Source organism: Roseibium sp. M-1 (assembly GCF_054515675.1).
In genome coordinates this window covers 6,062,938-6,075,546 of sequence record NZ_CM137257.1, presented here as the reverse complement: position 1 = coordinate 6,075,546, position 12,609 = coordinate 6,062,938, and the positions used below count along the sequence as shown (strand labels likewise).

Genomic DNA, 12,609 nt, shown 5'->3' with positions numbered 1-12,609 from the left:
TGCCGGCAAATCGCCGCACCTTCCCTTGGTGCGGCATTTGCCCGTTCTCCCAAAGTCTCTCTCGTCCCAACGTCCCGGAGTTGCATTCCGGGCGAAGCAAAGGATTTGTTCCATGTTTGGCAAACACATGCCCAAGGCCGTGCTGATCAGCTCCGCGTCCATCGTCACCATCGCCTTTGCCGGCATCGCCGCTCAGACGGTCGACTGGCAGGCAATAGGCCATCTGCTGACATCGCCAATCGACGACACGATGCAGGTCGTCCCCCAGCCCGAACACGAAAAGGACGAGAACGTCAGCACCGACCGCCTTGCGCCCCCACCTGCAGAAGGCCGCGCGTCGCCGCACGTCCTTGCCGACATTCCTCAGCCAACCGTGCTGGCCGAGCCCCAATCTGCCCCATTGCCTGCCCCATTGCCTGCCCCGGGGCCCTCCCGGTCGGACAAGTCGCGAAATGAAGCCAAGGCGACCGGCCAGCTCTCGATGCATTCGTCTTCCCCGGCAGGCGGCATGTACAATCTCCACCAGCCGGCACGAGAAGCCGTTGCCCCCGTCCTGCAACTGCCGGACCGGGAACGTTTTGCCTCCGCCGAACCCAATCCCCTGAAACGCGTCAGCGCCGACCCTGTCTCGACCTTCTCCATCGACGTCGACACGGCCTCCTATTCCTATTTCCGCAGCACGCTGACCACTGGCCGCCTGCCGAACCCGGACGCCGTCCGTGTCGAGGAGATGGTCAACTACTTCGACTACAATTATCCGGTCCCGGAAAAGGACGGCCATCCCTTCTCCACCAATGTCTCCGTCGTCGAAACGCCCTGGAACAAGAACACCAGGCTGATGCAGGTCGGCATCCAGGGCTACAAGGTGGCGCTGGAAGAGCTGCCGCCGCAGAACCTCGTCTTCCTCATCGACACTTCCGGCTCCATGGCGGATGCCAACAAGCTGCCGTTGCTGCAACAGTCCTTCCGCCTGCTACTCTCCACATTGAGAGACGAGGACGAGGTCGCCATCGTCACCTATGCCGGCAGCTCCGGCGTGCTGCTTGAGCCGACCAGGGTCACCGACAAGTCGCTGATCCTGGAGAAGATCAACGCGCTGACCTCCAGTGGTTCGACAGCCGGCCATGCCGGTCTGAAAGGCGCTTACGCGCTGGCGGAAAAGATGGGCGGCGACGGCGAACAGGCCCGGATCATCCTGGCGACAGACGGCGATTTCAACGTCGGCCTTTCCGACACGGACAGCCTGAAGCGTTATATCTCCGAACAGCGGCAAAAGGGCACGACACTCTCCGTGCTCGGTTTCGGCCGAGGCAACTACAATGACGAACTGATGCAGACGCTTGCCCAGAACGGCCAGGGTGTCGCCGCCTATATCGACACGCTCTCCGAAGCCCGCAAGGTGCTCGTCGATCAGGTCGTCAGCTCGATCTCGATGATCGCCCAGGACGTCAAGATCCAGGTGGAGTTCAACCCTCAGACCGTCGCCGAATACCGCCTCATCGGCTACGAGACCCGAGCCCTGCGCAACGAGGACTTCAGGAACGACAAGGTCGATGCCGGCGACATCGGTGCGGGGCACAACGTCACTGCCCTTTACGAGATCACCCCTGTCGGCTCGCCGGCGGAGAAATATTCAGATCTCCGATATGACCAGACCAGTGTCGAGCTGCCGCCGGTCTCGGGCTCCTATTCGGGCGAACTCGCCTTCGTGAAGCTGCGCTACAAGCTGCCGGGTGAAAAGGAAAGCACTCTGATCGAGACGCCCGTCACAGCGGACACGCGCGGCATCCCGCTCACCGAGACGCTCTTTGCCGCCTCTGTCGCCGGCTTCGGCCAGATGCTCAAGGGCACCGATTATCTCGGCGACTGGGACTTCGAGGCCATCGAGAAGCTTGCCAGCCAGAACCGGGGAACAGACCCCTTCGGCTACCGCTCGGAATTCCTCAACCTCGTCCGCCTGGCTGAAGTCGCCGAACGCTGAACGGACTTCACAACCGAAACGAAAACCGGCAGGCCTCCCTGCCGGTCTTTTGCGCACCGATTGTCATCCCGGGCGCAGCGCAGCGAAGTAATTCGCAGTCCCCTACCGGTCCTTCAACCAGTCCAGGGACACCTGCGTCCCGTCCGCGTCAACCAGATCGAGCCGGCTCGACAGGATCAGCGACAGGGTGCCATTGTCGTTTGTCTTCCAGAGATAGAGCGTATGCCGCGTCGGCTCGAACCGCGCGCAGGCGGTCGAACCGATATCTGCCACATAGCGCGGCGGGCCGTCCCGGCGGATGTCGAACCCCTTGGCACCGCTGGCTTCCTCAGGATTGTTGAGGCAGACGGTGACCAGCCTGGCCGAGATCGCGTCGTCCAGCGGGGCAACGTCCTGCGGCGCATCCTGAAGAGCAGGTACGGCCTCCTGCAGGACAGGCGCTGCGGCTGGTGCCGCGTAGAGCCCGCCGGTCGATTGTGCGATGCCCTGGATTTTGGTGTTTTCCGCGTCTGCGTCTTTCCGTTCCCGTTTTGATGCCGGCATGCGCGCGGCCTCGCTCGCCGGTGCGAAGGCCTCGTCGGCGGCAGGTTCGGCAGGCGCCATCAGCCGGTCGATCCGGCCGGCAGGGGGCTCCGGTTCCACCAGCCGGCTCTCCGCGGCCGTATCCTCATCCTGCTCGAGCATGTCTTCCGGCACCCGGTCGGCCGGCACCGCCCCGGCAGCCTCCGTAGCCGGAAGCGGCACCTCTCCCTTCTGGAAGCGGATCAGGTCGTTGCTGCCGCTTTCCAGGAAGGTCGGGGCGTTCACCTCGCTTGCGAAGACCGCGATCGACGCGCAGGACAGCAGCAAGCCTCCGGCGAGGAGGCTTCTGGCAGAAAGTCTGGAAAATGCGGTCCGTTCCGGCATTGCTCGAACAAGGTTCCTAGTTTGCGGGCTCAAGATAACGGGTATTCACCCATCCGGAAATCGCACCCGAACGGATTTCACACCAACTGCCTTCACAGACGGTGGAGACTTCCACATCACAGCTTCCCGCCGCAAGGGCTCCCGTGGCCGCAAACCGCGCCCCCGGTCCCTGCCGGACATTCAGGACGTCGCCAGGGGCAATCGTGACGCACATGGAGACCCCGTTTGGCGCGGCTCCCGGGGTCAGGAACATCGCAGGGGCATCCCGTTCCGTCGTGCAGACCCCATCGATATTGGTCCCGCGGGCGCAGATCGGTTTGACGCCCATGGTCAAAAGCTCCCAATTGCCACGATCCGTTCGAATGACGGTGCCCCGGAAGTGTTCCCCCACAAGGCTGTCGTCAAGATAACCTGTCAGGACGATGTCTACTCGAAATCCGCTCCCCGCCTTGCGCACCCTCAGGTCCAGCGCCGCGTTGCCTTCTTCGCTTTCGGGATGCCCTTTAAAAAAGGGCGTCAGGACGTCGATGAAATCGGCACCGGTGGCAAGCCCCGGCGCGACCCGGATCTCGCGGAAGCCGTCTGTGTCTGACGCTGGTTGCGCCTGGCCGCCTGTCGCAAGAACAAGCGAACCGGCGACGGTGGCGGCAAATATCCTGGCTCGGGTGAGAGACGATCGGGTCATGGCTTTCTCCAGTCTTCAGGTGACTGTCCGATTGAGCCATGAACCTTGCCGGGCCTCCATGGGGCCAATCCCCCATTTCAGGCCGCACCGCAAAACGTTCAGAGTTCCTGCGAAGGATCGATCATGCCGTCCTTGAGTGCCCGAGCCATGAGCTGCGGTACGGAATGCACATTCAGCTTCTGCATCAGGCTGGTGCGGTGCTTGTCGACGGTCTTGATGCTGATGCCGAGACCCTCGGCAATCTCCTTGTTCGATCTGCCGGCCAGGATCAGGTTCAGCGTCTGGCGTTCCCGGTCCGTCAGCACCGGTACCGCCGGTGCCTCTTCCAGCAGTTTCAGGAAGCCTTCCGCGATATGCCGCTGGCCGCGCAGGATCCCCGGCAGCTTCTGATAGAACTCGGCATTGTCGGAAGCTTTGGAGAAAAGGCCGTCGACACCGGTCTCGATCAGGTCGGAAAGAAGCCCCACGGCGGAAATACCGGTCAACACCACCACTCTGGTGTCCTTCGACCAGCGCCGTACCTCGATGAGCACCTCGACACCGCCAGCCATCGGCATGGAGACATCCAGCAGGAGCAGGTCCGGGCGGTGCCGGCGCACTTCCGCGATGGCAGTGAGGCCATCCCCCGCTTCGGCCACGACACGGATCCCCTCCGGCTCGATCATCCCGGGCTTTTCCAGCGCGTCTCTCAAGCCCGATCGGACGATTGCGTGATCGTCCGCAATAATGGCACTATATCGTTGATCTTCCACGGTTCCCGATCCTGCGGCAGCAGTCCCTTCAAATCTGACATGCCTTTGAGGAAATGACCAGAATTCTGCTCCCTTGGGTGCTGCTCTTGATCGGACTGGCTGTGTCCGGCCCTGCCCGGGCAGAAGCCGTCCGGCTGCAGCCTGGGCAAGGCGTTGCGGAACTGAAAGCCCATCTCGTCTACGAAAGCGACCCGAAAGCCTCGCTGGCCGAAATCCTGAGCCGTTTCCGGGAGGGCCGCTTTTCGCCGAGCCTCAGCGCCTCGATGCTCGCAACAAACTATGCGCCGGAAGCCTGGGCGGCAGTCGAGATCGTCAACGCCACCTTTGATGACGGCCGTGCTCCCGATCCCTTCGTGCTGACGATCGACCTGCCGCTCGTCAGCGAACTCGATGCCTATGTCATCCGTGAAAGCGGTTTTACCGAGAACCTGATCAACTATTCCATCTTCGAACCATTCGCACCCGAAGACCATTCGGTGACACGGCTGCGGACACCCGTCTTTCAGATCGCACCGCAGGAAAGCATCACGCTGCTGGTCAATTTCAAGTTCGGGCCGGTGCAGTCCTTCAAGATGGCGCTTGAAACCCCGGTGGAACTGGAAGCCTCCGCCTTTGCTTCGGGCGTCACCCATACGGCCTTTTATGCCTTCACGATTTCCTGCCTGGTCTTCTTCGCCGGCTTTCATCTCGCCATGAAGAACTGGATAGGCCTGCTTTACGCCTTCCAGTTCGCGATCGGCCTTGCCTTCATCGCCTTTATCGACGGGATCTGGTTCCGGTTTCTCTTCCCGGACAATCCGGATCTGCAAAGCCCGACTGGATTTTTCCTGCTTTACGCCCTCTCCGGCGTCGGCTTCGTCGCCGCGGGGCGGTCGCTGGCGAAGGGCGGCCACGAAACGCCCCTTTCCATCGGCCTCACCGGCCTCGCCTGCATCTCGCTCGCAGGCTTTGTCTTTTCGCTCTATTCGCCTGGCACCCACGCCGCGCTTCTCGGCAACGGGCTGGTCGCGCTGATGCTGATCGCAACCTTTGTCGCCAGCAACGTCTGGCGCCGCGCCGAGGGCGACGTTCATTACGCCGGAATGGCGGTCTCGGCGCTGGGCGCCCTTCTCGTCGTTGCCCTCGTCGCCATAACCCTGATCGGCCTCAGAGCGGAAATCGTGCCCGTCTCCACGGCGGTCAAAGGCGTTTTCTCGTTCTTGCTGATCGCCACCATGACCGGTCTGACCGCACATATCATCAATCTGCGCCGTCAGCATGCCGAAGCCGTCAAGGCGGAACTGACGGCATTGGAAGCCGAAGCCCGCCGCAGCCACGAGCTGCTGGTTGCCGAGCGCAACTACACCCGTGCAAGAGACCTTGCGAGCCTGCGCCAGCGCCAGCTCGCCACCGCCTCGCATGATCTGAAACAGCCGATCGCCTCGCTGCGCCTGAGCTTCGACAATCTCGCTGCCCAGATGGAACCGGTCGTCCGGCAACGGCTCAAGGAAGCGTTCGACTACATGGAGGCGCTGTCGAACTCTTATCTGAGCGAGACATCACCCGGAGAAGCCGAAGGCGCCGCTGAGGATGACGCCCAGGATACGCCGGTCCCGGATATCGCTGCTTCGGAGACGGAACCCTATGAGATCTCGCTGCTGCTGGACACGGTCCAGCAGATGTTCGGCGAGGAGGCTGTTTCCAAGGGGCTCCAGCTCCGCCAGGTCCCCTCCAGCCGGAGGATCTCCGTGCCGCCGCTCATCCTCATGCGCATCCTCAGCAATCTCGTCGCCAACGCGGTCAAATACACCGACCGCGGCAAGGTACTGGTCGGTATCCGCAACCGCGGCGAAACGCTTGATCTTTGCGTCCTCGACACGGGCTCTGGCCTGACGCCGGACGAACTCCGGCACTATGCCGAAGCCTATGCCAAGGGCGACACCTCGAAGGGCCACGGCCTCGGCCTCAGCGTCTGTTTCGACCTCGCCCGGGACAACGGCCTTGCACTCACCTGCCTGTCGGAAAAGGGCAAGGGAACGCAGTTCAGTCTGTCGGTCCCGCTTAACGTCCAGACTCAGGCCGTCGCGCCGCGCGTGTTTGTCTGATGGATTTCGATCAGGCTCGGCCCGGCCTCTCCGGCAAATCGCTGTAGCGCCCCTGAAAGCTCTGCCACGTCGTCCAGCCGGACGGCAGGTACGCCATAGGCTTCCGCGATCTTCAGGAAATCCGGTGCGGACGGCGTGACCCCTTCCGGTTCAATGCCGCAGTCTTCCATGTAGCTGCGGATCTCGCCGTAGCCGTCATTGTTCCAGACCAGGAAGATCACCTTCGCACCGCAGTCCTTCGCCGATCCGATTTCCGCGAGCGAGAACTGGAAGCCGCCGTCCCCGACGAGGCAGACAATCGGTGTATCAGGCTCGCCGACGCTGGCGCCGATCGCCGCCGGTGGCCCGAAGCCCAGCGCGCCGAAACCGGTCGCTGCATTGAACCAGCCCCTCGGCCGGCCGGCCTCGAAAGAAAGATTGCCGGAATAGACCGCCTGGGTGCTGTCGCCGACGATGATGCAGCCCGGCAGCGTGTCTCGGACCGTCTCCAGCACGGCAATTTCCGCCTTCATCTTCGGCTCAAGCTCGGCCTCAACCACGTTGCGGCAAACCGCGGCCCGGTCAGCACCGCCGGTTTCCCCGGTCCTGGCTTCGACCAGTGGCAGAAGATCCTCCAGAAGCTGGCCAACTGTCGAGAGAATTGAAAGCGACGCCCGGCTGCCGCGCGTCAGCTGTGCCGGATCGATGTCGACCCGGACGAGGTCTTCAAGATCCGGGAAGTCGCCGTCGGCATACATGTCATAGTCGGTCTGGCCCATCTGCGTTCCAAGCGCGATCACCAGGTCGGCATCGGCGAGTAGCCGCCGAACCGGCGCAAGGCTCGGGCTTGCCGGGACCGACAGCGGATGCCCGGACAGGATCCCGCGTGCATTGACCGTAGTCACCACCGGGGCATCGAGCCACTCCGCCAGAACCTTGATCTCGGATGCGGCCGAGACCGACCCGCCACCGCAGAGGATCACCGGCCGCTGCGCCAACCGGCATTTCTCCGCGAGCTCACTCACCTGGTTTGCCGCCGCGCGCGGGCCATGGGCCTTCACCGGCCGGAGATCACCGAGCACAATCTGCTTCGCCATGACATCCGTCGGGATCTCGATATGCACCGGCCCGGGCCGTCCGGATTGCAGCAGGGCAAAGGCCCGGTCCATCACCTCAGGCAGATCGTCCGGATCGAGAAGCGTGTGTGTCATCAGGGTAAGCGGTGCCATCACAGCATGCTGGTCCGGTAGCTCGTGCAGCTTGCCTGTGCCGTGACCGAGGCTGGCACGGGCATTAACGCCCGAAATCACCAGCATCGGCACGGAATCCTGATAGGCCTGCGCCATCGCCGTGATGGTGTTGGTAAGCCCCGGCCCTGTAATCACAAGACAGACACCCGGCTTGCCGGAAACGCGGGCATAGCCGTCCGCCATGAACCCGGCGCCCTGTTCGTGTCGCGGCGTGATGTGGCGGATTTTCGAACCGGCGAGGCCGCGATAGAGCTCGACCGTATGGACACCCGGAATGCCGAAGACGACCTCCGTGCCATTTGTTTCCAGAATATCGATCAGTGCTTCGCCGACTGTTTTCGTCATGCCCATTTCCGGCTCCCCTCGCCCGCGCCGAGGCTGTCGGCAAACGCTGCTATCCTGTCGGTTGCCTCTGAGAGAACGTCATCTGCGACCGTCAGCGACAGACGGATGAAACCGGCTGCCTGATCACCGAAGGACGATCCCGGCATCACCGCCACATGCTTTTCGGTAAGCAGCCGCTCGGCAAATTCGGATCCCGTCAAGCCCGTTGCGCTGACGTCGACAAGCAGAAACATGCCCGCCTGCGGCATCATCGGTTTCAACGCAGCGTGGCCTGCAAGGTGATCGATGATGAGCTTCGCCCGCCGCAGATAGCTCTCGCGCATGCGCTCGGCGGTATCGAAATTTCCGGCAATCGCCTTGGCCGTCATGTCGGCAATGAAAGGCTGCCCGCCGAACAGCATTGTCTCGGAGACGGCCAGGAGCCGGGTCGCGAATTCCTCCGGCCCGACCGCCCAGCCAGACCGGAAGCCGGGAGCTGCATGGGATTTCGAAATTGAGGAAACGACGATGGTCCGTTCCGCCAGTTCGGGCAGATCGAATGGCGAGGCGAAGCTGCCGTCGAAGATCAGCTTTTCATAGACCTCGTCGCAGACGATCCAGAGGTCGTGACGCTTGCAGACGTCGCCGATGGCGGCGATCTCGTCTTGCGTCAGCGTTGCCCCGGTCGGATTGTGCGGCGTATTGAGCAGCAATACCCGGCTGTCCGGCGTGATGGCCTTTTCCAGATCTTCCGTCTGCAGGTGGAACCCCTTTTCGGGCCGCAGCGGCACGGGAACCATGCGGGCACCTGTCGCGGCGATCACGCCTTCATAGGTCGCATAGAGCGGATCGCCTGCCAGCACTGCATCGCCGGTTTCGACAAGGCCAAGCATGACTGCGAAGAGCGCCGTCTGCGTGCCCGGAAAACACAGGATATTGCGCTCCGTCACGTCCGCCCGGCGGGCGCGATATTTCTCCGTCAGCGCCTTGACGATGCTCGGCTCGCCGCGGCCGTTGGAATAGCGGATGCGGCCCGCTCGCATGGCTCGGTCGGCCTCGTCCATCAGGGCGATGTCCGGCATGATATCCGGCTCGCCGATCGTCAGTTCGATAACGGGGATGCCTTCGGCCGCCATCTCGCGGGCCTTGATATGTACGGTCCATTTTCCCGAGCCCAGATGGGCAAGACGGTCGGTGATCGACGCAAAGCGCATGTTCGGATCTTTCAGTTCGGGGTCGTGTCGGCGGAAAGGCTTATCCCGCCGAGAAGGGCTTCAACGGACCGGATGGCAATCTCCGGCAGCGGTGTTTCGGAAAAGAGGTCGCCGACGAGCGTTCCTTCGATCCAGAGGCCGTCGATGATCGCGTTGATGGCGATCGCAAGCTTCTGGCATGTCACCTGGTCGGGGTATTCGCCCGTTTCCGCCAATACGTCGGCAACGAGCGCTTCAAGAACGGAACGGAAAGCGAGATAGCTTTCCCGGTGAATTTCGGCAAAGACCGGGTCGGCCCGCACGTGGCTGATGAAGGCGGCCCAGAAGGACAGGGTCCGGCCATCCGCAACCGGCGGCGTCAGGTTTGCGGTGACGAAGTCGTGCAGCCTCTCCCGGGCCGTCGCCTGATTTCCGTTGGCGGCAGCTGCGACGGCGCCGGTCATTCCGGTCATGACTTCGCGGTAAGCGTCCTGAAGCATCTGGTCCTTGCTGGAGAAATAGTGCCGGATCAGACCCGGGGTCACTCCGGCCCGTGCCGCGATCCGCCGCACGGTCGCGCCCTGAAGGCCGAATTCCGAGATGCAGTCCAGCGTCGCGGCAATGAGATCCGCCCGCCGCTCAGCCTCGCCGGCCCGATGGAACGGACGCCGGCTCATGGGTTCCACCAGGCAATGAAACGCAACCGGGCCCGGGCGCACGGGCCAAAAGGCGATGCCGGGCACCTTGCTGCCGCAGTCACTTCCGCCTCCCGCGCCATTCTGGGATCCTCCACCTGGCCCGCCGGCGAAAATTCGAACCGGCCCTGCATTTTTTCGTTATTATACGGTTGAATAATTACTGGACAAGTGCAAAGCTGACAATACTTACCGGGCGGACGGCTGGCGCCGCACCGGCAAAAAGAACAGGGCCAGCGGGGAACAGTAACAACAGCTGCACCGGCTTGACCGGGCAATGGCGGTAGGATGGAACCAGCGGCGCCAGCCATCGAGGTGCGCGACCTCTTTAAACGTTTCGGAGCCCTGGAGGTCCTCAAGGGCGTCTCCCTGACGGCTCGCCAGGGCGATGTGATCGCCATCATCGGCGGCTCGGGCTCCGGCAAATCCACCTTTCTCAGATGCATCAACATGCTGGAACTGCCCAGCGCCGGGTCGGTCACCATTCATGGCGAGACCATTGCGTTGAAGGATGATGGCCATCACGGCCTCAGACCCGCCAACCGCAAGCAGATCGAGCGCATCCGCAGCCAGCTTGCAATGGTCTTTCAGAGCTTCAATCTCTGGCAGCACATGACAGTGCTGCAGAATGTGATCGAGGTTCCCGTCCATGTCCTCGGCATGAAGCGCGACGAAGCTGTCGCCATCGCCGAGACCATTCTCCAACGTGTCGGTCTTCACGAAAAACAGGATGTCTATCCGGCTTTTCTCTCGGGTGGCCAGCAGCAGCGCGCCGCGATTGCCCGCGCCCTCGCCGTCCAGCCGCTCGCCATGCTCTTCGACGAGCCGACTTCCGCCCTCGACCCGGAGCTGGTTGGCGAGGTGCTGGGTGTCATCGGCGATCTGGCGCGCGAACAGCGAACAATGATCCTTGTCACCCACGAAATGAAATTCGCCCGTGAAGTCGCGAGCCACGTCATCTTTCTGCACAACGGTGTCATCGAGGAACAAGGCCCGCCGGACCAGGTGTTCGGCGACCCGAAATCGGACCGGCTGAAGAAATTCATCAGCTCGATCCACTAAATCCGGTTGGGCACGGGAGGACGTAGCCCATCCGGATCAGCATGAAGAATGATCGTCCCGCACAAGGCGCGGGGAGATCCGGCAACAAAGTCGAAAAACAGGGGAACAGCATGAAACACATTTTGAAAGCAGCACTGGTCGCATCCGCAATGAGCGCAGCCGCCTTCACCGGCGCGATGGCCGAGGAAGTCAAGGTCGGCGTTGCCGCCGAGCCCTATCCGCCCTTCACCTCGCCGGATGCAAGCGGCAAGTGGATCGGCTGGGAAGTCGAGTTCATGGAAGCGATCTGCGCCGAAGCCAAGCTCGACTGCGTCATCACACCGGTTGCCTGGGACGGCATCATTCCGGCGCTGACGTCCGGCAAGATCGACATGATCATCGGCTCCATGTCGATCACCGAGGAACGCCTCAAGACCATCGATTTCTCCGACAAGTACTACAACACCCCAACCGGCATCATCGGTGCGAAGGGTGACGAATTCGACGCGACGCCGGAAGGCCTTGCCGGCAAGATCGTCGGCGTCCAGGTCTCCACCATCCATGCCGACTATGCCGACAAGTATTTCGGTGGAGGCGCTGCCGAGATCAAGCAGTACCAGACCCAGGACGAAGCCAATCAGGATCTCGCTGCCGGCCGTCTTGACGCCGTCCAGGCGGACGCCATCGCCCTCGACGCCTTCCTCAAATCCGATGCCGGGGCCTGCTGCGAACTCAAGGGCAATGTTGCCGACGATCCGGCAATCCTTGGCGCCGGTGTCGGCGTCGGCATCCGCAAGGGTGAAACCGAACTGAAAGACAAGGTCAACGCCGCGATCAAGGCGATCCGCGACAACGGAACTTACGACACCTTCTCCAAAAACTACTTCGACTTCGACATCTACGGCGGCTGATCCACCCGCTCATCCTCTGAATGTCCGCCCGCGCCTTTTGGTGCGGGCGGAAACTTCCAAGCAAGGGTGACCGCTGCCGATGGCTGTCGAAACCGGATTTTTAAATCTCGACCTGCTTGCCCTGTCGCCGCCCGGCTGGGGCGGGGTCCTGCTCGCGGGCTTTGCCGCCTCGCTGCAGCTCGCCGTCGGCGGTTTCACGCTCGGCCTTTTGATCGGCATTGCCGGTGCCTTCGGCAAGCTCTACGGCGGCCCCATCTTGCGCGACCTGCTTGAGATCTACACCACCGTCATCCGCGCGGTGCCTGAACTGGTGCTGATCCTTCTGCTCTATTATGCCGGAACCGACGCGGTCAACGCACTGCTCCTGGCAGTCGGCCTGCCGCGTGTCGACATCAGCGGCCTTGCCGCCGGTATCTTCGTCATCGGCGTCGTCCAGGGCGCCTATTCCACCGAAGTCCTGCGCGGTGCGATCAAGGCGGTGCCGCCGGGCCAGATCGAGGCTGCGCGCTCCTACGGCATGTCGCCCTTCAAGACGCTGCGCCGCATCACCCTGCCCGCCATGCTGCCCTATGCCATCCCGGGTCTCTCCAATCTCTGGCTGATCGCCACAAAGGACACGGCGCTTCTTGCCGTTGTCGGTTTCTCCGAGCTGACGCTGGTCACCCGTCAGGCTGCGGGCAGCACCAAGGCCTACATGCTCTTCTATTGCGCCGCCGGTCTCATGTATCTCACGCTGACGCTGGTCTCCAACCAGGTCATCGCACGCATCGAAAAACGTGCCAGACGCGGCATAGCGGGGCCGGTGTAA

Annotated in this window: 11 protein-coding genes; 5 read left to right on the top strand and 6 right to left on the bottom strand. The window is 62.6% G+C overall.

What is annotated here, in order from left to right; translation table 11 throughout:
- The first annotated feature begins 112 nt into the window (after window positions 1-112).
- Window positions 113-1,981, top strand: coding sequence for a vWA domain-containing protein (locus tag ACX3M4_RS27320; protein WP_459356079.1), 1,869 nt, complete (start codon window positions 113-115; stop codon window positions 1,979-1,981).
- A gap of 102 nt (window positions 1,982-2,083) precedes the next feature.
- On the opposite strand, the gene ACX3M4_RS27315 is transcribed toward ACX3M4_RS27320, so the two are convergent.
- The 3 genes from ACX3M4_RS27315 to ACX3M4_RS27305 form a co-directional block, all read right to left on the bottom strand.
- A complete protein-coding gene (locus ACX3M4_RS27315; RefSeq protein ID WP_459356078.1) occupies window positions 2,084-2,887 on the bottom strand; it encodes a hypothetical protein in 804 nt (267 codons plus the stop codon).
- 16 nt (window positions 2,888-2,903) lie between these two features.
- Window positions 2,904-3,572 (bottom strand): SH3 domain-containing protein, encoded by a 669-nt coding sequence (locus ACX3M4_RS27310; RefSeq protein ID WP_459356077.1) that lies wholly within the window; start codon window positions 3,570-3,572, stop codon window positions 2,904-2,906.
- 98 nt (window positions 3,573-3,670) lie between these two features.
- On the bottom strand, window positions 3,671-4,324 hold the full coding sequence (locus ACX3M4_RS27305) for a response regulator (protein ID WP_459356076.1): 654 nt from the start codon (window positions 4,322-4,324) through the stop codon (window positions 3,671-3,673).
- 86 nt (window positions 4,325-4,410) lie between these two features.
- On the opposite strand from ACX3M4_RS27305, the gene ACX3M4_RS27300 reads away from it, so the two are divergent.
- The gene (locus tag ACX3M4_RS27300) at window positions 4,411-6,408 is read left to right on the top strand and encodes an ATP-binding protein (protein ID WP_459356075.1); all 1,998 of its coding nucleotides are present in this window, start codon (window positions 4,411-4,413) and stop codon (window positions 6,406-6,408) included.
- On the opposite strand, the gene ACX3M4_RS27295 is transcribed toward ACX3M4_RS27300, so the two are convergent.
- Genes ACX3M4_RS27295 through ACX3M4_RS27285 form a run of 3 tightly spaced genes read right to left on the bottom strand, consistent with a single transcriptional unit; the run spans window position 6,378 to window position 9,831 of the window.
- Window positions 6,378-7,988 (bottom strand): 5-guanidino-2-oxopentanoate decarboxylase, encoded by a 1,611-nt coding sequence (locus tag ACX3M4_RS27295; RefSeq protein ID WP_459356074.1) that lies wholly within the window; start codon window positions 7,986-7,988, stop codon window positions 6,378-6,380. The two genes, ACX3M4_RS27300 and ACX3M4_RS27295, sit on opposite strands and share 31 nt — an antisense overlap.
- Entirely contained in the window at window positions 7,979-9,175 is a 1,197-nt protein-coding gene (locus ACX3M4_RS27290) for a pyridoxal phosphate-dependent aminotransferase (RefSeq protein WP_459356073.1), read from the bottom strand. Before ACX3M4_RS27290 ends, ACX3M4_RS27295 begins: the two co-directional genes overlap by 10 nt.
- Window positions 9,176-9,186: 11 nt before the next feature.
- Window positions 9,187-9,831, bottom strand: coding sequence for a TetR family transcriptional regulator C-terminal domain-containing protein (locus ACX3M4_RS27285; protein WP_459356072.1), 645 nt, complete (start codon window positions 9,829-9,831; stop codon window positions 9,187-9,189).
- 306 nt (window positions 9,832-10,137) lie between these two features.
- Between ACX3M4_RS27285 and ACX3M4_RS27280 the strand changes: the two genes are divergently transcribed.
- The 3 genes from ACX3M4_RS27280 (at window position 10,138) to ACX3M4_RS27270 (ending at window position 12,609) form a co-directional block, all read left to right on the top strand.
- Window positions 10,138-10,911: an ABC transporter ATP-binding protein gene (locus ACX3M4_RS27280; RefSeq protein WP_459356071.1), complete on the top strand. Its 774-nt coding sequence runs from the start codon at window positions 10,138-10,140 to the stop codon at window positions 10,909-10,911.
- A gap of 110 nt (window positions 10,912-11,021) precedes the next feature.
- Window positions 11,022-11,801 (top strand): transporter substrate-binding domain-containing protein, encoded by a 780-nt coding sequence (locus ACX3M4_RS27275; protein ID WP_459356070.1) that lies wholly within the window; start codon window positions 11,022-11,024, stop codon window positions 11,799-11,801.
- Between the two features lie 79 nt (window positions 11,802-11,880).
- Window positions 11,881-12,609 carry an ABC transporter permease gene (locus tag ACX3M4_RS27270; RefSeq protein ID WP_459356069.1) on the top strand — a complete coding sequence of 243 codons (729 nt, stop codon included), beginning with the start codon at window positions 11,881-11,883 and terminating at the stop codon, window positions 12,607-12,609.